This window comes from Pseudanabaena mucicola FACHB-723 (assembly GCF_014696385.1).
Classification (GTDB): Bacteria; Cyanobacteriota; Cyanobacteriia; order Pseudanabaenales; family Pseudanabaenaceae; genus Pseudanabaena.
The window spans coordinates 1-24,390 of record NZ_JACJQB010000049.1; the positions used below are offsets into that span (position 1 = coordinate 1).

28 protein-coding genes are annotated in these 24,390 nt (G+C 42.0%); 16 read left to right on the forward strand and 12 right to left on the reverse strand.

What is annotated here, in order from left to right:
• Positions 1 to 446, forward strand: a 446-nt coding sequence (locus H6F41_RS16315) for an IS630 family transposase (RefSeq protein WP_190401965.1), incomplete at its 5' end; no start/stop codon positions are given.
• A 265-nt stretch (positions 447 to 711) separates the two neighbouring features.
• Here the strand turns inward: H6F41_RS16315 and H6F41_RS16320 are convergent.
• The 5 genes from H6F41_RS16320 to ssuD form a co-directional block, all read right to left on the reverse strand.
• Positions 712 to 1,788, reverse strand: a complete 1,077-nt coding sequence (locus tag H6F41_RS16320; RefSeq protein ID WP_190404530.1) for a sulfonate ABC transporter substrate-binding protein — start codon at positions 1,786 to 1,788, stop codon at positions 712 to 714.
• A 49-nt stretch (positions 1,789 to 1,837) separates the two neighbouring features.
• Complete coding sequence (gene ssuE / locus H6F41_RS16325; protein WP_190404531.1) at positions 1,838 to 2,368, reverse strand: NADPH-dependent FMN reductase; 531 nt, start codon at positions 2,366 to 2,368, stop codon at positions 1,838 to 1,840.
• A gap of 42 nt (positions 2,369 to 2,410) precedes the next feature.
• Positions 2,411 to 3,190 carry an ABC transporter ATP-binding protein gene (locus H6F41_RS16330; RefSeq protein ID WP_190404532.1) on the reverse strand — a complete coding sequence of 260 codons (780 nt, stop codon included), beginning with the start codon at positions 3,188 to 3,190 and terminating at the stop codon, positions 2,411 to 2,413.
• A gap of 157 nt (positions 3,191 to 3,347) precedes the next feature.
• A complete protein-coding gene (gene ssuC, locus H6F41_RS16335; protein WP_190404533.1) occupies positions 3,348 to 4,211 on the reverse strand; it encodes an aliphatic sulfonate ABC transporter permease SsuC in 864 nt (287 codons plus the stop codon).
• The gene (gene ssuD, locus H6F41_RS16340) at positions 4,212 to 5,393 is read right to left on the reverse strand and encodes an FMNH2-dependent alkanesulfonate monooxygenase (RefSeq protein WP_190404534.1); all 1,182 of its coding nucleotides are present in this window, start codon (positions 5,391 to 5,393) and stop codon (positions 4,212 to 4,214) included.
• Between the two features lie 390 nt (positions 5,394 to 5,783).
• Between ssuD and H6F41_RS16345 the strand changes: the two genes are divergently transcribed.
• The 4 genes from H6F41_RS16345 (at position 5,784) to H6F41_RS16360 (ending at position 9,100) form a co-directional block, all read left to right on the forward strand.
• Positions 5,784 to 6,947, forward strand: a complete 1,164-nt coding sequence (locus tag H6F41_RS16345) for a sulfate ABC transporter substrate-binding protein (protein ID WP_190404535.1) — start codon at positions 5,784 to 5,786, stop codon at positions 6,945 to 6,947.
• Positions 6,948 to 7,030: 83 nt separating this feature from the next.
• Entirely contained in the window at positions 7,031 to 7,894 is an 864-nt protein-coding gene (gene cysT, locus H6F41_RS16350) for a sulfate ABC transporter permease subunit CysT (RefSeq protein ID WP_190404536.1), read from the forward strand.
• Complete coding sequence (cysW, locus tag H6F41_RS16355; RefSeq protein ID WP_190404537.1) at positions 7,887 to 8,768, forward strand: sulfate ABC transporter permease subunit CysW; 882 nt, start codon at positions 7,887 to 7,889, stop codon at positions 8,766 to 8,768. The genes cysT and cysW overlap by 8 nt, the downstream gene beginning before the upstream one ends.
• Positions 8,769 to 8,830: 62 nt before the next feature.
• Positions 8,831 to 9,100, forward strand: a complete 270-nt coding sequence (locus H6F41_RS16360; protein WP_190404538.1) for an NIL domain-containing protein — start codon at positions 8,831 to 8,833, stop codon at positions 9,098 to 9,100.
• Between the two features lie 53 nt (positions 9,101 to 9,153).
• Here the strand turns inward: H6F41_RS16360 and H6F41_RS16365 are convergent, their stop codons facing one another.
• Entirely contained in the window at positions 9,154 to 9,588 is a 435-nt protein-coding gene (locus tag H6F41_RS16365) for an RrF2 family transcriptional regulator (protein ID WP_190404539.1), read from the reverse strand.
• Between the two features lie 88 nt (positions 9,589 to 9,676).
• Entirely contained in the window at positions 9,677 to 10,639 is a 963-nt protein-coding gene (gene cysK, locus H6F41_RS16370; protein ID WP_190404540.1) for a cysteine synthase A, read from the reverse strand.
• Positions 10,640 to 10,789: 150 nt separating this feature from the next.
• Between cysK and H6F41_RS16375 the strand changes: the two genes are divergently transcribed.
• On the forward strand, positions 10,790 to 11,362 hold the full coding sequence (locus H6F41_RS16375; RefSeq protein ID WP_190404541.1) for a Crp/Fnr family transcriptional regulator: 573 nt from the start codon (positions 10,790 to 10,792) through the stop codon (positions 11,360 to 11,362).
• A gap of 40 nt (positions 11,363 to 11,402) precedes the next feature.
• On the opposite strand, the gene H6F41_RS16380 is transcribed toward H6F41_RS16375, so the two are convergent.
• On the reverse strand, positions 11,403 to 12,410 hold the full coding sequence (locus H6F41_RS16380) for a sulfate/molybdate ABC transporter ATP-binding protein (RefSeq protein ID WP_190404542.1): 1,008 nt from the start codon (positions 12,408 to 12,410) through the stop codon (positions 11,403 to 11,405).
• 229 nt (positions 12,411 to 12,639) lie between these two features.
• On the opposite strand from H6F41_RS16380, the gene H6F41_RS16385 reads away from it, so the two are divergent.
• A complete protein-coding gene (locus H6F41_RS16385) occupies positions 12,640 to 13,437 on the forward strand; it encodes a prohibitin family protein (RefSeq protein ID WP_199288810.1) in 798 nt (265 codons plus the stop codon).
• Positions 13,438 to 13,470: 33 nt separating this feature from the next.
• Here the strand turns inward: H6F41_RS16385 and H6F41_RS16390 are convergent, their stop codons facing one another.
• Positions 13,471 to 14,040 carry a Uma2 family endonuclease gene (locus H6F41_RS16390; RefSeq protein ID WP_190404544.1) on the reverse strand — a complete coding sequence of 190 codons (570 nt, stop codon included), beginning with the start codon at positions 14,038 to 14,040 and terminating at the stop codon, positions 13,471 to 13,473.
• Between the two features lie 170 nt (positions 14,041 to 14,210).
• Here H6F41_RS16390 and H6F41_RS16395 point away from each other — a divergent pair, with 170 nt between their 5' ends.
• From H6F41_RS16395 to H6F41_RS16425, 7 genes are all read left to right on the forward strand, one after another.
• Entirely contained in the window at positions 14,211 to 15,191 is a 981-nt protein-coding gene (locus H6F41_RS16395) for a sulfurtransferase (RefSeq protein ID WP_190404545.1), read from the forward strand.
• Between the two features lie 86 nt (positions 15,192 to 15,277).
• Positions 15,278 to 15,823 (forward strand): MgtC/SapB family protein, encoded by a 546-nt coding sequence (locus tag H6F41_RS16400; RefSeq protein ID WP_190404546.1) that lies wholly within the window; start codon positions 15,278 to 15,280, stop codon positions 15,821 to 15,823.
• A gap of 141 nt (positions 15,824 to 15,964) precedes the next feature.
• Positions 15,965 to 16,486 (forward strand): hypothetical protein, encoded by a 522-nt coding sequence (locus H6F41_RS16405; protein WP_242023076.1) that lies wholly within the window; start codon positions 15,965 to 15,967, stop codon positions 16,484 to 16,486.
• Entirely contained in the window at positions 16,483 to 17,277 is a 795-nt protein-coding gene (locus H6F41_RS16410; RefSeq protein ID WP_190404547.1) for a sulfite exporter TauE/SafE family protein, read from the forward strand. The genes H6F41_RS16405 and H6F41_RS16410 overlap by 4 nt, the downstream gene beginning before the upstream one ends.
• Positions 17,278 to 17,312: 35 nt before the next feature.
• Positions 17,313 to 17,963: a phosphatase PAP2 family protein gene (locus H6F41_RS16415; protein WP_190404548.1), complete on the forward strand. Its 651-nt coding sequence runs from the start codon at positions 17,313 to 17,315 to the stop codon at positions 17,961 to 17,963.
• Between the two features lie 38 nt (positions 17,964 to 18,001).
• Positions 18,002 to 19,198, forward strand: a complete 1,197-nt coding sequence (locus H6F41_RS16420) for an AAA family ATPase (protein WP_190404549.1) — start codon at positions 18,002 to 18,004, stop codon at positions 19,196 to 19,198.
• Position 19,199: 1 nt separating this feature from the next.
• The gene (locus H6F41_RS16425) at positions 19,200 to 19,844 is read left to right on the forward strand and encodes a phage tail protein (protein ID WP_190404550.1); all 645 of its coding nucleotides are present in this window, start codon (positions 19,200 to 19,202) and stop codon (positions 19,842 to 19,844) included.
• On the opposite strand, the gene H6F41_RS16430 is transcribed toward H6F41_RS16425, so the two are convergent.
• Positions 19,839 to 20,468: a cadmium resistance transporter gene (locus tag H6F41_RS16430; RefSeq protein WP_190404551.1), complete on the reverse strand. Its 630-nt coding sequence runs from the start codon at positions 20,466 to 20,468 to the stop codon at positions 19,839 to 19,841. The two genes, H6F41_RS16425 and H6F41_RS16430, sit on opposite strands and share 6 nt — an antisense overlap.
• Before the next feature lie 149 nt (positions 20,469 to 20,617).
• Between H6F41_RS16430 and H6F41_RS16435 the strand changes: the two genes are divergently transcribed.
• Together H6F41_RS16435 and H6F41_RS16440 are read left to right on the forward strand one after the other, a co-directional pair.
• Entirely contained in the window at positions 20,618 to 21,574 is a 957-nt protein-coding gene (locus H6F41_RS16435; protein ID WP_190404552.1) for a LysR substrate-binding domain-containing protein, read from the forward strand.
• A 97-nt stretch (positions 21,575 to 21,671) separates the two neighbouring features.
• Positions 21,672 to 22,946 (forward strand): tetratricopeptide repeat protein, encoded by a 1,275-nt coding sequence (locus H6F41_RS16440; protein ID WP_190404553.1) that lies wholly within the window; start codon positions 21,672 to 21,674, stop codon positions 22,944 to 22,946.
• 36 nt (positions 22,947 to 22,982) lie between these two features.
• Here H6F41_RS16440 and H6F41_RS16445 read toward each other — a convergent pair whose 3' ends face one another.
• Together H6F41_RS16445 and H6F41_RS16450 are read right to left on the reverse strand one after the other, a co-directional pair.
• Complete coding sequence (locus H6F41_RS16445) at positions 22,983 to 23,810, reverse strand: phosphate/phosphite/phosphonate ABC transporter substrate-binding protein (RefSeq protein ID WP_190404554.1); 828 nt, start codon at positions 23,808 to 23,810, stop codon at positions 22,983 to 22,985.
• A gap of 20 nt (positions 23,811 to 23,830) precedes the next feature.
• The gene (locus tag H6F41_RS16450) at positions 23,831 to 24,259 is read right to left on the reverse strand and encodes a YidH family protein (RefSeq protein WP_190404555.1); all 429 of its coding nucleotides are present in this window, start codon (positions 24,257 to 24,259) and stop codon (positions 23,831 to 23,833) included.
• Positions 24,260 to 24,390: the final 131 nt, after the last annotated feature.

A 24,390-nucleotide genomic window follows, 5' to 3' on the forward strand; every position in this document is an offset into this window, starting at 1 on the left:
TTCCCTATGCTTGGCAAGAGAAAGGGACGGGTTTAAGCTTACCCAGTCAACGCAGTAAGAGGTTAAATGTCGTGGGTTTGATGAATCGAAACAATGACTTATCTGCTTATGTTTTTGAACGCAGTATCACCAGTGCAGTCATTCTCGCTTGTATCGATGACTTTGCTCGTCAATCTACCAAGCCAACAGTGATTGTTATGGATAAAGCCTCTATTCATACCAGTCAACTGATTCAAGAGAAATTAGAGCAGTGGAAGAACCAGCAAGTTGAGATTTTCCAGTTACCCCCTTATAGTCCCCAGTTGAACTTGATTGAAATTTTGTGGCGTTTCATGAAGTATGAGTGGATTGAACTCAATGCATATGAATCTTGGGAAAGTTTAGTCTCTTATGTTGAAAAAGTTCTTCGAGACTTTGGTTCAACTTATGTAATTAATTTTGCTTAGCTACTTAATTCCTGCCATAGTGCCAGCCGTACCACCACCAATGACAAGAACATCGGTGATGAGGCGTTGAGTGTTGATGTTGAGATTGGAGATCGACATGGTGATTGGGAATTGATGATTGGGAATTTGTCTCGTGGTTGGAGGTTTCGATCCCCCTCAATCCCCCTTATAAAGGGGGAAGAAGATTAAAAATCATATTCTCCCCCCTTTACAAGGGGGGCTGGGGGGATCTTTAACATCTTGTGAAAGAAGAAAAAAATAAGTCTTACTTCCAGTCCCAAACTGCTTCCTTCACAACGATGGGCTGAGGAATCAGCTTGAGTCTGGCGAAGGTATCAGCGATATCCTGCTGTTTTGTAATCACTTCTTCAGTGAGGGGCAGGATGTCATAATCACGGCGTTTCTCTGCCTTTTCAAGAATGGCAGCATCAACACCAAGAGCAGGAGAAAGGAATTTAGCGACTTCTGCGGGATTTTTCTTGACATATTCACTTTCTTTCTTGAGTTCATTCAAGAAGGTTTTTACTGTTTCAGGATTCTTCTCAATGAATTCCTTAGAAGCCAAATAGTAACCACGATTGGGGGCTAGTCCTTTAGCACTGGTGAGAACTCTTGCTCCTGAGTCTACTTCCACAGCCGCAAGAAAAGGGTCCCACACTGCCCAAGCATCAATATTCTTTTTCTCAAAAGCCGCACGACCATCGGAGGGTTTTACAAAGGAAATTTCTACATCACTAACTTGTAAACCTGCGGATTCGATCGCTTTTACTGATAGATAGTGAGCATTAGATCCCTTCTGCACGGCAAGCTTTTTGCCCTTAAGATCAGCAAGGGTCTGAATAGGCGAATCCTTATGAACGACAATACCTTCAGCTTCAACACCATAGGGATCGTAGGCAATGTAGCGCACAGTGGAACCCTTAGCTGCTTGGGCGAATACAGGCGGCGCTTCACCAACATAGGCAACATCGATCGCTCCAGCATTCAATGCTTCAACCATTGGTAAACCCGCAGGAAACTCTGACCAAGTAACGGTTCCATCGGCGGCTTTAAAAACCGTTTCCAAAGTTCCTTTACCTTTCAAGGAAAAAAGAACCGTTGCCGATTTTTGAAAACCGATTCTCAGCTTAACACCTGTAGCGCTTGGGGCTGGACTATCAGTTTTTGTAGCTGTGGTTGGACTTGTGGCTGTAGTAGGCGTAGAAGTGGTAGTGGCATTGTTGTTAGCTTGAGGGGCGCAACCTGACGCAAATAAGCTCACACCAACGACAAATGCGGAGAGTTTAGCAAGCGCTTGAATCGGCGATTTCTGAAATTGACTAAAAAGAATAGTTGTAAACATCAAATGGACTCCTCACGAGTAAAATTAAAAAATGCGCGAAAAATGTGTGTTAGTGCTTGGCAGATTTGACCAAAGTCTCCAAAGAATTCTTCAATCTTTGATCGATTTCTTCTTCGAGAATCACAGTCTGGGTCTCGCTCCAAGTTACTTGCTTATCCACGGCATAGACCACACCGAGAATATGACGCGCTCCCAACTCAGCTAACACAGGTTTGAGAGTGAAGTCGATCGCTAATAAATGGGCGATCGTGCCGCCAGTGGCGATGGGTAGAATTACCTTGTTGGATAAAGCCTTTTGCGGTAATAAATCTAGAAAAGTTTTGAGTAACCCAGTATAGGAAGCCTTGTAAATTGGGGTGGAGATAATCACCGCATCAGCTTCTGCTAGTAAAGCCTTGATTGGCTCTAGGTTAGGGCTGTTGTACTTGCCAAACACCAAATCTTCGGCGGGTAAATCGCGCACCGAGAGCAGGTCAGTTTTTACGCCTTGTTCATTGAGTAAGGCGATCGCGTACTCCAAAATGCCTTGCGATCGCGAAGGCGCAGAAGGACTTCCATTGATCAAGAGAATATTAGTCATAATTCAGATTAAAAATTAAATTGAGGAATAGATTTGATGGATTTAGGCAGCATTTAACTGGAGGTCAAAATCATGATGACCTGTATTATTTCCCATGACGCGATCGCGGATGCGATCGACGAGAGAAGCAAATTCAGCATTACCCCTTGCTCTAGGTCGGGGTAAGTCAATCTTCACATCCAGCACAACTCGACCTTCTTCGAGGAGAATTACGCGATCGCCTAGGGCAACAGCTTCTTCGACATCGTGGGTAATTAAGAAAGCGGTGAATTGTTGCTCTTGCCAAAGATTTTCTAAGAGCCGTTGCATCTCAATGCGAGTTAAGGCATCAAGAGCGCCTAAAGGCTCATCTAGCAAGAGTAGACGAGGATTGCTTACCAAAGCTCTAGCAAGGGCTACTCTTTGTTTCTGCCCACCTGATAGAGTGGATGGATATTCCTTCGCTTTGGGAGCTAATCCGACATGGTGCAGCACTTCCATTGCTTTGGAGCGTGAATCTTTTGTTAGTCCCAGACGCACGTTATCGAGTACCTTTTGCCAAGGTAAAAGACGAGAGTCCTGAAACATGATTTTGATTTCTGGATGGAGAGAAGTCGTGATTTGATCATCAAGAAAGATACGACCACTGGAAATCTTTTCTAACCCTGCAATCAGTCGTAATAGGGTAGTTTTGCCACAACCACTACGACCAACAATCGTCACAAATTCGCCTGCATTGATGTTCAAATTCAGATCATGCAATACGGTATGATTTCCAAAGCTTTTTTCTAGATTTTCAACCTTTAAGCTGATTCCATCAACAGTTGCTACAGATACAGTCATAGCCTTTATCTCCTAGATTGTTATTGAATGTCTAAATACCCTCACCCCTAGCCCCTCTCCCATTAAGGGAGAGGGGAACCCAAAAGTTTAAACTAATTTAACTGTCTTACTCCCCTTCTCCCGTTCTGGGAGAAGGGGCTGGGGATGAGGGCAATCTTTACGCCGAAGCATAGGAAGGATGCCATTGCAGCAAAATTGATTCTAAAAATCGGGCTGCGACATCAGCTAGTTTGCCAAGTAAGGCATAGAGGAGAATCGCAAATACCACCACATCGGTTTGCAAAAATTCCCTTGCATTCATCGCCAGATAGCCAATCCCTGAATCCGAGGCGATCGTCTCGGCAACAATCAGAGTTAACCACATGATCCCTAGGGCAAAGCGCACACCGACAAGAATGGAAGGCAAAGCTCCCGGAAACACGATCTTTGCAAATATTTGCAGGGGATTCAGACCATAGACTCGACCCATCTCAATTAAGCCTGAATCGACGGTGCGAATACCGTGATAGGTATTGAGATAAATGGGAAACATTACGCCGATGATGACGAGAAATATTTTTGCTTCTTCGCCAATGCCAAACCAGAGAATGACTAAAGGAATCAGTGCAAGGTGAGGAATGTTGCGAAGCATTTGCATTGAGGTATCAAGCAAAGTTTCCGCGATCGCAGATGAACCGTTGATTAATCCCAACAAAAAACCAATACCACCACCGATCGCAAAACCAATAAAAGCCCGCGTACCACTAATAGCTAGATGCTTGACTAGCTCGCCTGATTGGGTTAGCTTGATCCCAACTTGCAAGACCTCAAGGGGAGCAGGCAAAACTTTTGCCGAGATTACCCCTCCTTGCGAAAGAATCTGCCAAACAATTACCGTAATGATTGGTACTAGCCAAGGCAAAAAGCCACGCCAGACTTTGTAGACAACATTTCCCGATCGCTGTTTAAAAGAGGAATTACTAGATTTATTGGGCGATCGATTATTAGGCTGATCGATGGGATTATCAAAGGAATGCTGCATTTAATCCACCGTTGGTTGAAGTTCTTTGGAAGGAGATTTGTTTTGAATGGGCTTAACCGTCTGGGGAAGCTCATCATTAGCCAAAATCTCGCCGAAAGGTCCCGTCATCACTTGGCGATCGCGATCGGGAACATGATCCAAAGGCAATCGTGGGAATAACAACTCGGCAACACGATAGGCTTCTTCTAAATGAGGATAGCCAGAGAAAATAAAACTCTCAATGCCAATATCCGCATATTCCTGCATTCTCTTAGCGATCGTGTCAGGATCACCTACTAAAGCCGTCCCTGCACCACCGCGCACTAAGCCAACTCCTGACCACAGATCGGGACTGATTTCTAAATTCTCACGTTTCCCGCCATGTAATTGAGACATCCGTTGCTGTCCAACGGAATCCATCCGCGCATAGACCTGTTGTGCTTTTTGGATAGATGCTTCATCAACATAGCGAATCAGATTATTGGCAGCTTCCCAAGCTTCGCTCTTCGTCTCACGCACAATTACATGGAGACGAATACCAAACTTAATTTCTCTTCCCTCTTGATCGGCGAGTTTCTTAACAGCATTAATTTTTTCGGCAACCTGTGCAGGTTGCTCACCCCAAGAGAGATAGGTGTCAATATGCTTGCTAGCTATTTTTTGGGCAATTTCTGAAGAGCCGCCAAACCAGAGAGGAGGATGGGGCTTTTGTACTGGTGTAAATAGCAATTTGCCATCGCGAATATCTAAATATTCACCTTTGAAATCAGAAGTTCCCGAACAGATTTCACGCCAAGCGGTTAAAAACTCATCGGTTAATTCGTATCTTTCTGTATGACCGAGGTGTAAGCCATCGCCCGCTAATTCCACAGGATCGCCGCCTGTGACGACGTTAATTAATAACCGACCACCTGATAGGCGATCAAAAGTTGCCGCCATTCTTGCCGCTACCCCTGGAGACATTAGCCCCGGACGCACAGCAACCAAAAACTTCATGCGTTGCGTAACCGAAATCAACGATGAGGCGACTACCCACGCATCATCACAGGAGCGCCCCGTTGGTAAAAGTGCGCCCACATATCCAAGGCGATCGACTGCCTGAGCGATTTGTTGAAGGTAGCTCAGATCGGTTGAGCGTCCGCCAATACTTGTTCCTAGATAGCGTCCATCACCATGGGTAGGAATAAACCAAAAAACCTGCACGAAGATCTCCTATTTCTAAACTACGGTAAATACACGGTGAAATCGTAGTTATTAAGAGAGTATTACACAAACAATTGCATAAAATCAACAAATATACGGTTTATACATAGGGGTTTAGATGATTTATATGTTTGAGTCTTAAACAAGGTATTTTTACTGAAATTTCTATCCGTAATAACTGAAAAAATGTACGCGATTAATATCTATGAGATGTGGATATTCATCGCGTACATTGAAAACTATTCAAATTTACTCAATTTCAGACAATCTACAAATACACACCGTACAAACCGTGAATTTTGTTTGTACATTGTCCAAAGTTATTGTATGGTATTTAAATACGGTAATCCCACCAAGATATCGTAGATTAAAACTTGGAGATATAAACACATGAGTTCAAGGCAACAACATCCTTTAGGTAAGCTGCGATCGCAAATTAATGCGATCGCAAATCTATTCAGCATCATAAATCGTCAATTTGGACGTAAATTTATTTCTTTCTTCCTCGCAGGCGCACTCATCAGCGTCACTATGGCAGCCTGCACCGCCACCACAGAAGCACCTACTACAGGCAGTCAAGCAACCACGGCAGCAGCCCCCGCAGGTGAACCAAAAAAGGATGTTGAACTAACTCTTGTATCCTTTGCTGTCACTAAACAGGCTCACGAAGCAATTATTCCTAAATTTGTCGAAAAATGGCAAAAGGAACAAAATCAAAAAGTCACCTTTAGACAAAGCTATGGTGGTTCAGGTTCTCAAACTCGTGCAGTCATTGATGGACTTGAAGCCGATATTGTCCATCTGGCGCTAGCGGCTGATACTAGTAAAATCGAAAAGGCAGGACTAATCGACAAAGGCTGGGAACAAGAATATCCCAATGATGGCATTGTTTCTAAGTCTGTGCCTGTAATTGTGACTCGTGATGGCAATCCTAAAAATATTAAAGATTGGTCAGATCTAGAGAAAGATGGCGTTAGCCTAATTACGGCTGATCCTAAAACGTCAGGTGTAGCTCGATGGAACTTCCTTGCACTTTGGAATGCTGCTGTTAAAAAGGGTGGTAGTGATGAAAAGGCTTTAGAAGCATTAACCAAGGTATATACCAATGTTCCGATTCTGACTAAAGATGCGAGAGAAGCCACCGATGCTTTCTTTAAGCAAGGTCAAGGCGATGCTCTAATTAACTATGAGAATGAGATCATTCTTGCTTCTCAAAAAGGAACTAAGGTTAATTATGTAATTCCTGAGGTCAACTTCTCTATCGACAATCCGATCGCAGTTGTTGATAAGAATGTTGCCAAGCATGGCACTAAGGATGTTGCTGAAGCCTTCGTCAAATTCTTGTATTCTCCTGAAGCACAAACCGAATTTGCTAAGGTTGGTTTCCGTCCTGTCGATGAAACTGTAGCCAAGGAAAAGCAATTTGTTGACCTTTATCCAACAGTTAAAGACCTATCTACAGTTAAAGATCTTGGCGGTTGGGATGCCATCAATAAGAAATTTTTTGCAGATGGTGCAGCCTTTGACCAAATTCAAGCCAAAATCAAGCGCTAGAAGTTAACTAGACTAGTGATTCTTAAACAAGGGACATTAATTAGTCCCTTGTTTATCGTACCCAAGCTTTTGAAATAGAACATATGGTAACAATAGCTTCATCTGAAAGGAATGAAAGGAAAAGGACAACTAATCCTATTCTAAAGTTCATCTCCAAAATTCCTTGGACATGGGTAATCACTTTTACCTATCTCGCATTTCTACTGATTTTACCGATCGCATCTTTAATCACCAAAGCTGCTAGCGAACCTTTCGATAGCTTCTGGAAAACTGCAACATCTCCCCTTGCCCTCTCTAGCTACGAAATTACCTTTGTCACCGCCTTCGCCGCCGCCGCCATTAATGGCATCTTTGGCACGCTGATCGCATGGGTAATTGTGCGTTATAACTTTTTTGGCAAACGCTTCCTTGAAGCCGTAGTTGATTTACCCTTTGCTTTACCCACTGCCGTAGCTGGTTTGACCCTCGCCACTGTCTATAGCGACAATGGTTGGTTAGGTTCCCTACTTGCTCCTTTAGGCATCAAAGTTGCCTTCAGTCGCCTTGGTGTATTCGTTGCAATGACCTTTATTTCTCTGCCATTCATTGTGCGTACAGTACAACCTGTACTCACCGATTTAGAAAAGGAAATTGAAGAGGCAGCTTGGTCATTGGGCGCATCACAAATCCAAACTTTTATTAAAGTAATTTTGCCACCGCTTACGCCTTCGATCTTGACAGGGATTGCTCTTGGCTTTTCCCGCGCTGTCGGTGAATATGGCTCCACCGTAATTATTGCCTCTAATACTCCTTTTAAAGATTTGATTACACCAATTCTGATATTTCAGAGGCTAGAGCAGTACGACTATGTGGGAGCGACCGTGATTGGTGTGGTGATGTTGGCTATTTCCTTTGTGAGCCTACTTGCCATCAATTTATTACAAGCTTGGAGTAGAAAATATGGCTAATCTGAATAACACTGCAAGTAATTATTCTCAAGACTTACCTGAATCTCAACAAAGAAAAGAAAAAAAGAGTATTGCTCCTAAAATCTTAATTGGAATCGCCTTTTTATATTTGGGTTTAGTGCTGTTAATTCCTGCGTCAAATGTGTTTGTCCAAGCCTTTGCCAAAGGATTAACACCATTACTAGATTCTTTTAAACGTGAAGATTTTCTTACGGCAATTAAACTAACCGTAAGTTTAGCAGTTGTTGCTTTACCGCTAAATACGATCTTTGGTTTGAGTGCGGCATGGGCGATCGCTCGTAATAAATTCCCTGGAAAAGCATTATTACTTAGCATTATCGACTTGCCCTTCTCGATTTCGCCTGTGGTGGCAGGTTTGATGATCGTGCTACTCTATGGTCGCCTCGGTTGGTTTGGTTCATTTCTCGAAGCGAACAACATCAAAGTTGTATTCGCCTTCCCAGGGATGTTGCTCGCGACCATCTTTGTGAGTATGCCATTCATTGCCCGTGAAGTTATTCCCGTATTAGATGAAATGGGAACTGAACAGGAAGAGGCGGCACGTACCCTTGGAGCTAATGACTGGCAGATTTTCTGGAAAGTTGTTATTCCCAATATACGATGGGGTTTGCTCTATGGATTGGTGTTGACTAATGCCAGAGCGATGGGCGAGTTTGGTGCAGTTTCGGTTGTATCTGGTAATATAGCTGCAAAGACACAAAGCTTGCCTCTTTTTGTTGAGGAAGCCTATAAGAACTATGAGAATGAAGTCGCTTATTCAGCAGCAGTTTTACTCGCTCTACTAGCTGTTGTTACCTTAGTTCTCAAGGAGATCTTGGAACGTAAAACCCACAATCCTAATGAACGCGAATAGCTATACTGTGTAGCGCTCTGCGCCACACAGTATAAAATCCTAACTACAAGGAGTTTAATGTGATGACTATTGATACTCGCCCTGTGACTAAAGATGTCAAGATTCGCATCCCCGAAGATTTACACAGTGAGCCTGTAATTTCCAACTTAATTTCCCAGCATGGTGTAACTGTAAATATTGTTTCTGCAACCTTGGGTGTGAACGCTGGTAGTGGTTGGTTCCATCTCGACCTCAAGGGTAATATTTCCCAAATTCAAACCGCGATCGCCTATCTCAATGACCTTGACATCGAAATTTGGGAAGACAATAGTGAACCCAATACGTCTCTATAACTTTCCCCCAAAAAAAGAGCGGCGCTTAGCGCCGCTCTTTTTTTGGGGGAAGTTCAAATATAAAACATTACATCTGAATGTTTTTTCTCTTCACATTTTCTTACTAAGTCTTCTAAGGTGTGATTGCTCAATACATCAGCAGCACCTTTTCTAGCCATCTCTCGCATATCCAAAATTACAGCTTTCTCAGGTGTAGTTTGATAATTATTTGGAGATTCTCTATAGTCGTTACCATTGAGAGCAATCACCACATCAATAATCTTAATTTGCCAAGGTTCTTGAGCAAGGTGATAACCGCCCTTGGCTCCCCTTTGACTATGAATAATCCCTGCTCGCCTTAGCATTCCCATAACTTGATCGAGGTAGCGAATAGGAATATTTTGACTATGGGCAATTTCGTTAACAGAAATTGGTTGTCCTTGTCCATGCCGTATGGCTAATTGCATCAGAGCAATACAGGCGTAATCCACCTTACAAGATAGTTCCATTGGTTTTCTAGACTCGGTTTATAGATATTTTTAAAATCAATTAATACTGTGCGTAGCACAGTATTAATTGATTTAGAGATGAATGCTTTTATCTAGTAGAAGTAGCAGTCGCAAATTCAGGTTCTTGGAATAGAGGTGTACTAAGATAGCGCTCACCAAAACTTGGTTGAATTACCACTATTAAGCGATCGCGACTTTCTTCACGCTTACCCACCGCGATCGCTGCCGCCACAGCCGCCCCTGAAGAGATACCTGAGAGCAAACCCTCCTCACGGGCTAAACGACGACCATAGGCGATCGCCTCATCATCAGAAATACCAATAATTTCGTCAATCAAATCCGTGCGTAAAACTTGGGGGATAAATCCTGCCCCAATTCCCTGAATACGATGCGCCCCTGGTGTACCACCCGCCAAGACGGGGCTGTTGAGAGGTTCTACAGCGATCGCTTTAAAACTCGGTTTACGCTGCTTAATCACTTCCGCAACCCCAGTAATCGTGCCGCCAGTTCCCACACCCGCAATCACAATATCCACTTGCCCATCCGTATCATTCCAAATTTCTTCGGCAGTAGTACGCCGATGCACGGCAGGATTGGCTGGATTATTAAACTGTTGCAGCATATAAGCATTGGGCGTAGAGTTAGCAATTTCTCCCGCCCGCCGAATTGCGCCACGCATCCCTTCACTAGCATTGGTCAACTCTAGCTCTGCACCATAGGCTCTGAGCATAGCTCGGCGTTCTAAGCTCATAGTTTCAGGCATCGTTAAAATCAAGCGATATCCCTTAGCCGCCGCCACCATTGCTAAGGCAATTCCTGTGTTACCCGAAGTTGGTTCCACCAATATAGTTTTGGCAGGACTAATCAAGCCTTGAGCTTCCGCATCCTCAATCATCGCTAAACCGATGCGATCCTTAACTGAAGAAGAAGGATTAATACTCTCTAATTTCAAAACAATTTTGGCGAGAGAACCATCTTTTTTAGGGATGTTATTGAGAGCAACGAGGGGCGTACCGCCGATGAGTTGCGTGATATTTTGAGCAATTTTCATAAAAGTTGTTGGGGGGTGAGGACTCTGTGGAGAGCAAAAAGTAGAAATTAATAAAAATACGGTAACTTCGTGGGAATACCGTACTTAGTAAGATACAATACTTTTCAACGCAATACAAATAAAATCTACTGTTTGTCGATAGGGTATCTGATGATTTATCTTGAAAAGACCACTGGCATTACCTATAAGCGTCGTGAAATGCTACCCCGTAGAACTAACTATCTCTGGAAAATTGAGTCAGGGGTGGTGCGATCGCTCACATGGAATGAGGATGGTCAAGTAATTTGCTCAGGGTTATGGGCTGAGGGTGATCTAATTGGCAGTGAATTATCTAACTTGCATCCTCATGAAATGGAATGCTTAACGGATGTGCAGTTAAGCGAAATTCCGCGATCGCAGTGGGGAGATCATATTGATTCAATCATTCGCCGCAATCAAACCAGTGAGTTTTTGTTAAAAATTGCCCATAGTCGAGCTAAGGATGAGGCTTTAAGGTTGTTATTAGCTTGGCTAACTGATCGCTTTGGCGAAGAGGATCAACGCCATGGCAAGCTGATTAGCCTGCAATTAACCCATCAAGAAATTGCGGAATTAATCGGCTCTACTCGCGTCACGGTCACCCGCATTATTAATGATCTTGAAAAGATTGGGTTCTTATCCCGTAAAGGGCGCAAGCTCAGATTTTTAGCAGAGTCTACCGAACAATGGCACTATGAGATTTAAACAAAAAAGCACCCTTTGAGGGTGCTTTTTTGTTTTTTGGCTAAGCAACTTCAGCAAAGATTTTGGTTTTTAGAGGTTTGACATAGACTTCTTTGTGAGGATGCAGAGAGAGACTGTCGAAACGATCGCGATCTAGTTTGACGACGAGCTTTTGATTGTCTTGTAGTAGCAATTCCGCATGACCTTCACGACCAAGATTAAAGGCATAGTTGACAGTTGCAGGGGCAAAGGTTTCTTCTGGTTCGGATCTAATCGCCAGATCGTGAGGACGTAAGAATACTTGATGATGATCTGCAATTTCAAGGTCGGGGAAATGGCGACGCGCACCTGAGATAACATTGGTTTCACCGATAAAACGCATCACAAATTCCGAAGTAGGATTATCATAAATTTCGGCTGGTGTACCAATCTGTTCAACCCTGCCATTATTCATAATTACCACGCGATCAGCGACTTCCATCGCTTCTTCTTGGTCATGGGTTACAAAAATTGTGGTCACATGAACTTGTTCATGGAGTTGGCGAAGCCATGTGCGTAGCTCCTTTCGCACCTTCGCATCCAATGCGCCAAAAGGTTCATCGAGTAGGAGAGTCTTGGGCTGAGCCGCTAGCGATCGCGCAAGGGCTACGCGCTGACGCTGACCGCCCGATAGTTGAGATGGATAGCGATCGCCCAATCCCCTCAGTTGGATTAAGTCCAGCAATTCATCAACCTTTTGTTTAACTAGGCTTTTAGATGCCTTACGAATATTTAAGCCAAAGGCAATATTGTCACGCACTGTCAAATGCTTAAACAAAGCATAGTGCTGAAATACGAAACCGATCTGACGTTCTTGCACTGATCGATAAGTTGCGTCTTCATTTTCAATCCAAACTTGACCGCGATCTGGAGCCTCTAAACCAGCCATTATTCTCAAGAGGGTTGACTTACCTGAACCTGATGGACCTAGCAAAGCCACCAAAGAATCACTCTCTACTTTCAAACTGACGTTATCAACTGCTAAAAAATCGCCAAACTGCTTGGTAATATCTTGAACCAGAATGCTCATTGTGACTCACAGCATCAAAATTATGTAACTTAAAATATTTCTAGCATTAAAAATACGTTATGTCTATGTATTTACCGTAGATTATACGGTAAACTACAGTAAATTAGCTGCGATCTTGCTAAGTACCTGTATGCAAATACCCGAACAAGCTCCCGAAATCTCCCCCAACCCTGTGCAGATTAATCAACAAGTTAAGCGTCAACGCGATCGCAAAGCGGCGGATTTTGCCATGTTTCAATTTGTGGCAGGGCTAATGATCTTGACCGCTTTTGTGTGTTCATTTTTTGTGGTGATCAATGCGGGAGAGCGTGGGGTCTTGATGAAATTTGGGCAAGTGCAGCCGCAGGTTCTAGAGGAAGGCATTCACCCGATCATCCCGATCGCGCAAACCGTCAAAAAAATGAGTGTGCGTGTCCAAAAGCAGGAAATTACTGCCGAGGCATCATCTAAGGATTTGCAAGAAGTCTTTACCGATGTGGCGCTCAATTGGCATATTTCCCCAGACCATGCCAATACGATCTACCAACAAATTGGGGAGAAATTGGCAATTATCGATCGCATCATTGATCCTGCTGTAGAGGAGGTTTTGAAGGCAGTAATGGCGAAATATACTGCCGAAGAAATTATCACCAAGCGTGGCAATGTTAAGGATGAAGTGGATACTTTGCTCACTAATCGACTATCGGGCTACAACATCGCTGTCGATGATATTTCCTTAGTTCATGTGCATTTTTCGCCAAAGTTTCGTGATGCCGTCGAAGCAAAACAAATTGCCGAACAGGAGGCAAAGCGGGCGGATTTTATTGCCCTGAAAGCGATTAAAGAAGCAGAAGCAAAGGTGAATCTCGCACGCGGTGAGGGAGAATCCCAGCGTATTTTGCGGGAGACACTATCGCCTGAGTTATTACAAAAACAAGCGATCGATAAGTGGAATGGTAATCTCCCTCTAATTGTGGGAGAAAGCAATACTAAGGTATTGGATATCAATCGCTTGATTGAGAGTAATCTTCCTAGAGCTTTGCCCTAAAAGAGAAAGTTGCGCTTTGCGCTGCCTTCTCTTTTAACCAGTAAAATCGACACCTTCATAAATTGCGTCAATAGGAATTTCGATATTAATACTTTGAAGTTCAACAGCTTCATCTGTCGTGTAGGTCTGTAGTAACCAAAATTTGCGATCGCGGCGGCGAAACACTTCCACTCGTTGTTCCCATTGGCTGACTAATACATATTCCTGCAAAGACTCAATAGTTTGATAATGGGCAAACTTCACCCCACGATCCTTTGCTTCTGTAGATTCTGATAGCACTTCAATGATTAGGCAGGGATAGTTTTTGTGTTTTTTATTAATGCGATCGCGTTCATCACAGGTCACTAGCAGATCGGGGTAGTAGTAGATATTTTGATTTCGTGCAGTTATATAAACCCTCATATCTGAAGAAAAAGATCTACATTGACTACCTCGAAATTTAGGCACAAGAATTGTCGTGAGATTATCAGTAATCACAATATGACTCTCACTGGCTCCCGCCATTGTATAGATCAATCCGTCAACATATTCATGCTTTTCTTCTTGCTGGTCTTCCCATCGCAAATATTCATCAGCAGAAAAGTAGTTAGCGATCGCAATCATTGTTTTTCCCTAGTAAAAGCTAAAGATATTTTCTCATACAGCAGTTTTTAAATGGGTATGCACTCATTACGGGGAATTGGTCTTGATCTGATAACATAAAATACGGCATCTACACGATAATATAGTAGATTAAAGCTAGGTAAGCTTTTACTCCCCAAAATTTAAACACCATGACTATGATCCGCAGAAATTCTAGAGCAAAGTCGCTCAGATTTAAGTTTAAACCTCTCGCCTTTATCGCCGCCGTCATTATGTCTGTGGTTGTTGCGATCGCCTTCTTCTCTAACTCCCCCATCCTTGCCCAAAGTTCTGCAACGAAGATTTCCTTCGTTCCGCCAAGTTGGGTAAAAGCGAATGCCAATGATCCCAACCTACGGATTTTAGATGTGCGGTGGAATCCCCTCGACTATTTCAAAGAACATCTTCCCAATGCCGTTAACTTTGCGGATAACCTTGTTCGTGTGCCTAAAGACGGCTTACCAGTACAGCTTTTAGACTCTGATAAGCTTGGTGATTTACTTGCCAAGGCTGGAGTTAATGACAAAAGCAAAGTTTTGGTTTACTCCGAAGGTAATAATATCCTCGGTTCTAGCCAAATTGCCTATGCTCTAGAGCGGATTGGTTTTAAAGGACAGGTTGCCGTACTAGATGGTGGCTTTAATGGCTACAAAGATGCTAAAGAACCTCTCACCAAAGAGTTTCCTAAATATAAAACAGGCAAACTCAACGTCAATGATCAAAAAAATATCCGTGTTACCCTTGCCCAAGTAAAAGACTTGCTTGATAAGAAAGACGTAAGATTTATCGATCCTCGTCCCGCTAATGCTTTTGCTGGCGAAGTTGATCTCTTCGTTCGCAATGGTCACATCCCTGGAGCGAGAAATATCCCTTGGCCGACCTTCACCGATCCTCAAAATCCTCACAAGCTCAAGCCTCTAGCCGAAATCCAAAAGATTCTTGACGAGAAAAAGATTGATAAGTCCAAGGATATTATTGTCACTTGCACCACAGGTCGCGAAGCATCTTTGCAATATGTGGTCTTAAAGCATCTATTGGGCTATCCCAAGGTTAGAGTATATGAAGGTTCTTGGACAGAATATAGTCAGTCCGATTTGCCTGTAGAGACTGGTGCAGAGCGTCCATTGGCATAGTATTTCGCATTTGCTGTTAAACCTAAAAATAGAAAAGCGGTGCAAAGCGCCGCTTTTCTATTGCATAAAAAATTGAGGTAATTTTGATGGAAGAAATGTTTGTTAATTCCCATGATTTCTGGAAGTTGTCATTTCGTCTGGTTTTAGCCTTGATCGTAGGTGGAATTATTGGTTTTAATCGTCAGAAAGGAGGCAGATCCGCAGGAATGCGAACTTTCATGATGGTTAGTATGGGAGCTGCTTTGTTTGTGATGATTCCTTTGCAAGCAGAAGGTGATTCTAGCTTTGCAACTACTAATGCATTAAGTCGGACGCTACAAGGTGTATCTACGGGCGTAGGATTTTTGGGAGCAGGTTTAATTTTGCAACCAAGTTCCGATCGCAGCAATCCTAAAGTAAGAGGTTTAACGACGGCGGCTACAGTCTGGGTTGCAGCAGCATTAGGGGCAGCAACGGGTTGTGGTTTGTGGCAAGTGAGTTTACTTGGCGCTTTTCTAACGCTGTTCACTCTCAGTGGAGTCAAACGAGTACATCGGAAAGTCAAATTGCACACATTGGGAGAGAAGCGATCGCTAAAAGTTGGCTGGACTAAGAAGAAGCGAGAGAGTTTACCTAATGATTCTGAAAAATAGTTGTTCCTCAAAATTCAATTTTTGCATCCCAAAAATGAGAGTCAGCCCTTTAGACTGACTCTCATTTTTATTTTAAGTATTTGTATCAAATGTAGCTATTTAGTATAAAATACGGTAATTACATGACTATACCGTAGATTTATGACAAGTCAGCCAGTCACAAAAACTATTGAAATTCCTGCAAACCTACATACAGCAAAATTAGCGATCGCACCGCTTGAGCCAAATTGTGAGGTGCAAACCACTGAAAACCCTACTAACAACCAATTAAACAACGGTAACAAGGCGGGGATTCTTCAAAAAATTAAGGGGGGAATTCTGTTGGTGGTGGGTTATCTGCTGTCACCGCTTTGCTGGTGGAATGACTTGATTATTAATTTGCCGATCGCCTATGGATTTGGCTATGTGATTTCACTTTGGCGATCGGATTGGTTTTTTGGCGCTGCGATCGCAGGCTATTGGCTATCAAATCTGGTGGGTATCGTCCTGATGCAGATGGGGACAAAGGATATTTTGCAAACTACGGGAAAGAAGCGGAGTTTCAGTCAGGAAATTTTTTCTGGAGTGCTGACTTCCACAGCTTACACAGCCGTGATTGTGGCGCTAGTTTATTTTCATGTTCTCGACCTCAACGCGATTTTACCGATTGAGGTTCAACTATGAATTATTTTTTGCTTACGGGCTTTAGTTTTGTTGTTGGTGCAGTTGTAGGATTAACGGGCATTGGTGGCGCTTCCTTGATTACGCCAATGTTGATTTTTGTGTTTAATGTACCTGCGGCGATCGCTGTTGGTTCGGATATTGTCGCCGCCACGATGATGAAGGCTGTGGCAAGTATTAGCCATTGGCGGCAAGAAACCGTAGATTTATCGGTGGTGAAATGGTTGGCTACGGGCAGTGTTCCAGGTGCTTTATTAGGAGTATTCATTTTGCATTTACTCCAATCCTATGGATGGAGTTTAGATAGTTTTCTTTTACCTTCCATCGGTACGATGATTCTATTTGTCACCGTTGCAGGTTTAGCGCAGCTATTGCTCGCCAACTTTGCGCCCGATTTATCATTGCCAAGTCTACCTACCTTTGATTTGGAAACTGTAAATGGCAAAGTCAAAACGGTAGTTGTCGGGTTTGTCTTGGGTTGCATGGTAGGCTTAACCAGTGTTTCTTCAGGTTCCTTATTTGCTCTAGTGTTAATGACCTTCTTTAAACTAGATTCAAGAAAGTTAGTGGGAACTGATATTACTCAAGCCGCAATTTTATTAGGCTTCACATCCCTCGGACACCTTAGCCTTGGTACTGTCGATTGGCATATTGTGATTCCGATTTGGATTGGTTCCGTTCCAGGGGTATTGCTTGGTTCCAAACTTTGCCAACACGCTCCCCAACGTGCCTTACGCTATTTAATTTTTGTGATCTTAATTACGGTTAGCTGGAAATTAATCCATTCTGCTTAGCAAGTTCCAATTTAATTCATTTCACTTCGCTGTTTATGTTTAATTATCTGCCACTATCCATATTTAAATTACAAGAGAAAATTAGTAAAAGCTTGGGGGGAATTCTCTCGTCATTTCTTGCCTTTAGTTTATTAGCGATCGCTATAAATACTTTGCCATTAATTACTCAATGGGACAGCATAATTCTCGCAAAAATCCATAATTCCCAAAGCCTAGAACTAGATAAAATTGCGATCGCATTGACCCAAAGCGCTAGCGGCAGAGGCATCACGGCTAGTGCTTTCTTCCTGAGTATTGGGTTGGTCTGGCGGAAACAATGGCGATCGCTAGGTCATATCTGGCTGGCGATCGGCGGTGGCGGCTTAATTACCTTTCTTGCAAAACTTCTATTTCATCGTCATCGCCCTGATGTATGGATTTCCCCTCTACCACAACCCGACTTCTCTTTTCCCAGTGGTCATGCGATGCTTAGTATGAGTCTCGTAATTGCGATCGCAATTCTGATTCCTCAAAAACATTGGCGATTAATTTGGTTAGTTACGGGTGGAGTTTGGTTTATAGCGATCGCTTGGACAAGGCTATATTTAGGTGTGCATTATCCCAGTGATATTCTCGGTGGTTGGTTATTGGCAATCTTTTGGGCGATCGCTGGTGGTTACTTAACCAAGGTGAATGCTAAGCTATAGCTAAGCTGATCGCGTTTGCTCACCTAAGTCAAAGTCCTATGTTTACTGAAGTTCAAATCGAGAACTATAAGTCTATCCAAAGTCTCAAGATAAATTTGGGTCGGGTTAATGTGTTCATTGGTGAGAATGGTTGTGGTAAGAGCAATATTTTAGAAGCGATCGCTTTAGCGGGTGCGGCGGCAGGTAACAAGTTAGATAATGAGTTTTTAGCTCCTAGAGGGATTAGAGTTACTGAACCAGAATTTATGCGCTCGGCTTTTGATAGAGAGAATGTGACAAAAGAGATCAAAATAAATTTAAAAGTAAAATACGAAACTGTTTTTAAGTTTATATTACAACACGACAATCAAGCCTATTCTAGCTGGATCAATACTAGTACACTTAACTCATATGAGAAATTATCCGATTTCATGAAAGATCTACAGACTGAGATTATTGCAGGTAAAATTAAAATTAGCGATAATAAAACATTAGATCATGTAGATTCCATAACAGAAACTGCAAAAGAATTAATTCAAAATGTAATCAACGAATATGTTTTTAATCTAAATACTAATGATGAAAGAAAAGGAAGCTCAGTAATCAAAGATTTTTTAATATATTCGCCTGAAAATTTTCTTTTGAGAACTTTTGAAGAAGAAGGACAAATTCAACCATTAGGAACTAAAGGGCAAGGTTTGCTTAAACTTTTAAGGGTTTTAAATAGTAATTCAGATAAAATTAATGAGATCAAACAAAGACTTGAATTAATAGATTGGTTTGATGATTTTAAAATACATCAAGATTCTGACATAGAGAGAACTATTCAAATTAAAGATAGATATTTAGATAAAGGATTACCTTACTTTAATCAAAGAAGCTCTAATGAAGGCTTTTTATTTTTGATGTTTTATTTCGCATTATTTGTCAGCGATGATACACCCAAGTTTTTTGCTATAGACAATATAGAAAATGCACTAAATCCTAAGCTATGCACAAGACTAATTCAAGAATTAGTGGAACTGGCAAAAAAATATGATAAGCAAGTTATATTCACAACTCATAATCCTGCGATCTTAGATGGGTTAGATTTACATGATGATGAACAAAGGCTTTTTACGATTTATCGCAACATTGACGGGCATACAAAAGCCAAACGAGTCTATGCACCTGAACCATTAGATGACGATGATCCTGTACCATTATCAGAAGCTTTTATGAATGGCTATATTGGAGGACTTCCTAACAACTTTTAATATGAATAATCCGAAGAATACATTTGCAGGAATTGCCGAAGGAATAACCGATCAGAAAGTAATCAATAATATCTTAGTAGGATATTTTAATGATCGAGATATTAATGTCAACTGGCTTCAGCCAGCAAAAGTTGGTAAAAATGGAGGGCATGGAGAAGTAAAAAACTATTGTCGTTCAAGAAAATTTAAAGCAGTATTTGATCTTAATGAATACGTCATTATTCATATAGATACTGATATCTCTTCAGAATTGGGTATACCTCAACAAGATGAGAATGGTCAACTAATTTCACCCGAATATTTGATTGAAGGAGTCATAGATAAGTTTAGAGAAATAATTGGTGAAGATTTTTATGATCAGTATGCCGAAAAGATTATTTTTGCACTCGCGGTTCACACAATAGAATGCTGGCTACTTCCTTTACATTGTCAAGAAGCAAGATCAGCAACTATTGACTGTCACACCATCTTGAGTAAAGTTTTTCCTGAGATTAAGCAAGGAAAGGACTATAAAGATTATCAGAAAATATCTATGGAATATGCTAATAACAGTTCTCTATTAAGACTTTATCCAGAAAATCCTAGCTTGAAGATTTTTATTGAACAGCTTGCAAGCAAAAATATTGAAATTTCTGAAGAATCATGATTTAACGAAAGGCAGTAGTTGATAGGTTTCACTTTCGTAGAGGATGTAAATACCTAGCGCAATTAAGACAAAAGGCACGATCGCGTCGCTATATTTTGTTAAGAATTTAGCGATCGCAGGATGATTACTGATAATTTTAGCCGCATAACACCAGACTGTGATCATAACCCCAAAAGTAGCAAGTGTAATTGAGAGACTAACTGCATTACTACTCGCAAATAAAGGAATATAAATGCCAATATTATCGCCGCCATTGGCAAAGGTGACAGCCGCCACATGATAAGTCTGCGGGGTGATCAGAGACGACTTTCCCTGCTCAAAAATCGCGCAAGTTTGTACAGTTACTTCTTCTTCTTTTTGAAATAAATGCTTAATCCCGATCGCGATCGGTAATAGCCCTAAAAGTCCAATCCATTTAGGGTCAATAATCAGACCACCAAAATACCCTGGTAAACTTGCTAAGAGAATTAGTCCAAAACCTAAATACTGGCCAATCAGAATATGACGCGGACGAAACTTATCATCAACTTGAGCAAAGAAGATCGTAAGAATGAGAATGTCATCGATATTTGTGGCAGTAAAAGCAGTAATTGCGATCGCCACCGTACCAATAATCCATTCCATATTTTCTCTCAAGTTAATAGCCAGTAGAAGTATAGCAAAGAGAGAGATACTTTACGCCACAGTTCTCTCTACTATTCACGGTTAATCAGCGTTGTTTGAGAGTGATGTAAGATGCTTTTCACTAACTTTTGACGCTCCAGCAAGATTGAATGACGCTCGAACAATTACGGATTTTTTTAGAAGTTGCCAAACAATTACACTTTACTCGCGCCGCCGAAGAACTCTATATTACACAACCTGCTGTCAGTGCAGCGGTGCAGAGTTTAGAAACATATTTTGGTGTGAAATTATTTCATCGCATCGGTCGCCACATTGAAATCACTGATGCAGGACTGTTGCTCCAAACAGAAGCTAAAGACATTCTCGATCGCGTAAAGTTAATGGAACGCGGACTACGTGAGCTAAATGATTTGCAAAGAGGTGAGTTAAAACTAGGCTCTAGCCTGACCATCGGCAACTATTGGCTCCCCGCAAAAATCAGTCAATTTCAAGAACAATATCCTAATATTTCAATCAAATGCACCTTGGCAAATACTGAAGAAATTTGTGATGGAACTGCCGCAGGGTTATTTGATTTGGGACTGATCGAAGCTGATGTAAAGCCCTCTCTGCAAAAGGTGCTTAAATCCGAGGAGATTGGCAGCGATCGCCTAGTGATTGTCGTTGGTAAGTTACATCCTTGGTATGAGCATCCTGAAATCACCCTCACGCAACTGTACGAAACCGCTTGGGTAATGCGCGAATCGGGTTCAGGAACACAGCAGGTTTTTGAACAAGCATTATTAGACTGGGGCGTTGAGTTATCAAGGTTAGAAATTATGCTGGTGTTGAGTAGTGGTGAAATGGTGAAAGCTGCCCTAGAAAGCAGTGTGCGAGCCGCCGCCATTTCCGAATTAATGGTGCAGAAAGAATTTCAATTGGATATATTACGCAAAGTTACCGTTATTAAGCCTGATATTGATGGTGAGCCAGAAACTGAACTCAAAAGCGATCGCCTTCAGCAATTAGAAATTAAGCGCCCATTTTTGAAACTAACCCACAATCAACGTTTTCAAACCAAAATTGCAAGGGTATTTGGCGAAATTTTATGCCGAAATGTCTCCTAGATAACTTGACTTTCAATGACTAGTCAAACTAATCTACGGTAAACACATCAAGATAACGTAAATTTAGGTTTTAGCCAAAAATAAGGCAGGTATTCCCATGCTCAACACTAAGCTCAACATTGTTCAAGGACTTGCTATCAGCACTAATTCACAAGTAACCATCACTGCCATCAATGCATATACTGAACAATGTTTGAGCTATGGGAAATTTGCGGAAGCCTGCATTTTAGGAGCGATCTCGGCTGATCCTGAATGCGTCTTAGCAAATACCTTTGCCGCAGCGTACTATTTATCCCAAGAAAACGCCAACGATGCGAAGACTGCTAATTCTTATCTTGTGCAAGCGAGAAAGAATTTTACAGATGCTAATGAAAGAGAAAGATTACATTTACTTGCAACGGAAGCATGGGCTGAGCGCAAAATCGATCAAGCAATTCTCCATTGTGAAGAAATAGTCACAAGGTATCCTCAAGACCTATTGGCAGTCCAGCAAGCCCAATATCACTACTTTTATACAGGTAATAAGTCAGGTTTAACTTCCGTAGCAGGTTCCGTTCTTGATGCCAATGTGGGTAGTCATTACCTCATGGGAATGCTTGCTTTTGGCTTAGAGCAAAGTCATCACCTTGCTCAAGCAGAACGCCTTGCTCGTTTTGCCCTCGAAATTAATCGCGCCGACCCTTGGGCGCAACACGCCGTAATTCATGTCATGGAAACTCAAAAACGTTATCTTGAGGGGATTACATGGATGGAAAGTTTTGCCGACACTTGGGAATCTTGCAACTCGATGCTCTATACCCATAACTGGTGGCACGTTGCGCTCTCCTATCTTGCCCTTGGAGAAATTCGCCATGTTCTATCTATTTTTGATCGACATATTTGGGGTAAAGCCACTAAGCGATCGCCAAAGGATCAAGTAGGCGCAATCTCTTTGCTTCTACGTCTTGAATTAAGTGGGATTGATGTCGGCGATCGCTGGGAACAGGTTGCTCATTATCTATTTGAGCGTATCCATGAACATTCTCTTCCCTTTCAAGATCTGCATTATATCTACGCTCTAGCCCGTACTAATCGGATGGATGTAGCTAGAGAAATGTTATTTAGTATGGAAAGCTATGCCCATGATGCTCAACTCTGTCACCAAAAGACTTGGCGAGAGGTTGCTTTACCTGCTGCGAGAGGAGCGATCGCTCATGCTATTTGTGACTATAAAAAAGCCCGCAAGGAATTTAAGCCCATTTTGACCAGACTGCAAGAGCTTGGGGGTAGTAATACCCAGCGTCAACTGTTTGAGCAAATATTTGAAGATGCTCACCGTGAAGTGATTATTAACAATCACTATCGCCGAAATTATGAGGCGATAGCTTCATAAAAAATAGCAAGTGTAGCTAAGCTGCACTTGCTATTTTTATAAAATATTGAAATTTGTGGCGATCGCCACATCATAAGCAAAACCAATCTCTGCGTAATCATCCATACTCGCAGTTGTGTAATGACTCACCTCCGCTAGTTGCATCGCCTCGCGTAAAGATTGATCAGGTTCGGTTAAAGGTTGGCGCATTTCTTGAATAAATTTATCGCCAAGTTGATCATAAAGTCTGGATGAAATCGCGATTGGCGGTATTGGAGAAGGAATTGAGTCAATTACTCTCAGAGATTGAGCAAGTTTAGGAAACTGTCGCAACTCTGCTGCCATCACTACACTATCGATCGCCGCGCAATCAGCAAGCCCAGATGCAATCCACTGAAGAGAATTTTGATGGGAACCAGATGCTTGTGATGATTGGAAAAACTGATGATTAGCGGGTAAAGTTTGAGATTTTAGATGTTGCAAAATTCGGTAACGTATTAAGTTATAGCCACTATTAGAACCACGATCATTATAGCAAAACCGACTTCCTGCTAAGTCCCCAAGCTCATAAAAATTACTATCTGCACGAACAACAATATCAGCAAAATAAATTGGTTGCTGCTGATATCGATCGCCTTGCATTACAGGCACAGCTAATATTTCTAGAGGTTGTTTAGCAATGCGGTTATGGCGAATTAACGGCAATCCACAGATAAAAGCGATATCAACTTGATCATGCTCTAATAGAGGATCATCAAGGGGATCGCAAGTTGCACCAATTAATTCAATAAGGCAATCACATCGCCTTGCGATCGCTTGTACAACTTCTTGATACAACCAAAATAAATTCGGTGATAGATACGAAATAGCCTTGAGCCTTGTCATCTGCTGCCTATATCATTCCATTACTCAGGAATAATATAATTCAATTGCTCTAATGGGGCAGCAAACACGTAAAAGATTACCCCTGCGCCAATCAGTGTAATCGCCAAACTAAACAAAACTACCCAGCGATCGGGGGGATCAAAAGTGTCTGTATCAATATCATTCCGCACTGCAAAGTAATGATAGGTCGATAGCCAAACAGTCAACATTCCTATCACTGCAAAAGCCAAACCCAACTTCCAGCCATTGCCAACCGAAGGCATCATTGGCGGTTTTAAAATTCGTAACCTCACCACGATTACACCAACACCTAAAAGAGCGATCGCCATTCGCATCCATGACAAATAGGTTCTTTCATTGGCTAAGTGATCACGAACGCGGTTAGGATTTTGCTTACCCAGAAGCACTTGTTCTTCAGTTGGTTGTTTCGGTTTGAACAGTGAGATCATTATGTAGCTGCTGAATCTTTGACTTGATATTATAGAACCCATTTGGTATCTTAGGAAGCTTTGGCAAGGCGCTTAAGCATAAGCCTAATAAAGCAAAGATGAATTCTCGCATTAGCGTTGTCTAAAGTTCT

Coding starts and splice junctions, on each gene's coding strand:
- H6F41_RS16365 (WP_190404539.1), bottom strand. CDS start 9,588: ATGGAACTATCTTGTAAGGTGGATTACGCCTGTATTGCTCTGATGCAA.
- H6F41_RS16405 (WP_242023076.1), top strand. CDS start 15,965: ATGACAAGTCAGCCAGTCACAAAAACTATTGAAATTCCTGCAAACCTA.
- H6F41_RS16430 (WP_190404551.1), bottom strand. CDS start 20,468: ATGGAATGGATTATTGGTACGGTGGCGATCGCAATTACTGCTTTTACT.
- H6F41_RS16435 (WP_190404552.1), top strand. CDS start 20,618: ATGACGCTCGAACAATTACGGATTTTTTTAGAAGTTGCCAAACAATTA.
- H6F41_RS16390 (WP_190404544.1), bottom strand. CDS start 14,040: ATGATTGCGATCGCTAACTACTTTTCTGCTGATGAATATTTGCGATGG.
- H6F41_RS16320 (WP_190404530.1), bottom strand. CDS start 1,788: ATGTTTACAACTATTCTTTTTAGTCAATTTCAGAAATCGCCGATTCAA.
- H6F41_RS16450 (WP_190404555.1), bottom strand. CDS start 24,259: ATGATCTCACTGTTCAAACCGAAACAACCAACTGAAGAACAAGTGCTT.
- H6F41_RS16345 (WP_190404535.1), top strand. CDS start 5,784: ATGAGTTCAAGGCAACAACATCCTTTAGGTAAGCTGCGATCGCAAATT.
- H6F41_RS16395 (WP_190404545.1), top strand. CDS start 14,211: ATGACTATGATCCGCAGAAATTCTAGAGCAAAGTCGCTCAGATTTAAG.
- H6F41_RS16425 (WP_190404550.1), top strand. CDS start 19,200: ATGAATAATCCGAAGAATACATTTGCAGGAATTGCCGAAGGAATAACC.
- cysW (WP_190404537.1), top strand. CDS start 7,887: ATGGCTAATCTGAATAACACTGCAAGTAATTATTCTCAAGACTTACCT.
- H6F41_RS16380 (WP_190404542.1), bottom strand. CDS start 12,410: ATGAGCATTCTGGTTCAAGATATTACCAAGCAGTTTGGCGATTTTTTA.
- H6F41_RS16385 (WP_199288810.1), top strand. CDS start 12,640: ATGTTTCAATTTGTGGCAGGGCTAATGATCTTGACCGCTTTTGTGTGT.
- H6F41_RS16415 (WP_190404548.1), top strand. CDS start 17,313: ATGTTTAATTATCTGCCACTATCCATATTTAAATTACAAGAGAAAATT.
- H6F41_RS16410 (WP_190404547.1), top strand. CDS start 16,483: ATGAATTATTTTTTGCTTACGGGCTTTAGTTTTGTTGTTGGTGCAGTT.
- cysT (WP_190404536.1), top strand. CDS start 7,031: ATGGTAACAATAGCTTCATCTGAAAGGAATGAAAGGAAAAGGACAACT.
- H6F41_RS16440 (WP_190404553.1), top strand. CDS start 21,672: ATGCTCAACACTAAGCTCAACATTGTTCAAGGACTTGCTATCAGCACT.
- H6F41_RS16330 (WP_190404532.1), bottom strand. CDS start 3,190: ATGACTGTATCTGTAGCAACTGTTGATGGAATCAGCTTAAAGGTTGAA.
- H6F41_RS16420 (WP_190404549.1), top strand. CDS start 18,002: ATGTTTACTGAAGTTCAAATCGAGAACTATAAGTCTATCCAAAGTCTC.
- H6F41_RS16360 (WP_190404538.1), top strand. CDS start 8,831: ATGACTATTGATACTCGCCCTGTGACTAAAGATGTCAAGATTCGCATC.
- ssuE (WP_190404531.1), bottom strand. CDS start 2,368: ATGACTAATATTCTCTTGATCAATGGAAGTCCTTCTGCGCCTTCGCGA.
- cysK (WP_190404540.1), bottom strand. CDS start 10,639: ATGAAAATTGCTCAAAATATCACGCAACTCATCGGCGGTACGCCCCTC.
- ssuC (WP_190404533.1), bottom strand. CDS start 4,211: ATGCAGCATTCCTTTGATAATCCCATCGATCAGCCTAATAATCGATCG.
- H6F41_RS16400 (WP_190404546.1), top strand. CDS start 15,278: ATGGAAGAAATGTTTGTTAATTCCCATGATTTCTGGAAGTTGTCATTT.
- H6F41_RS16375 (WP_190404541.1), top strand. CDS start 10,790: ATGATTTATCTTGAAAAGACCACTGGCATTACCTATAAGCGTCGTGAA.
- H6F41_RS16445 (WP_190404554.1), bottom strand. CDS start 23,810: ATGACAAGGCTCAAGGCTATTTCGTATCTATCACCGAATTTATTTTGG.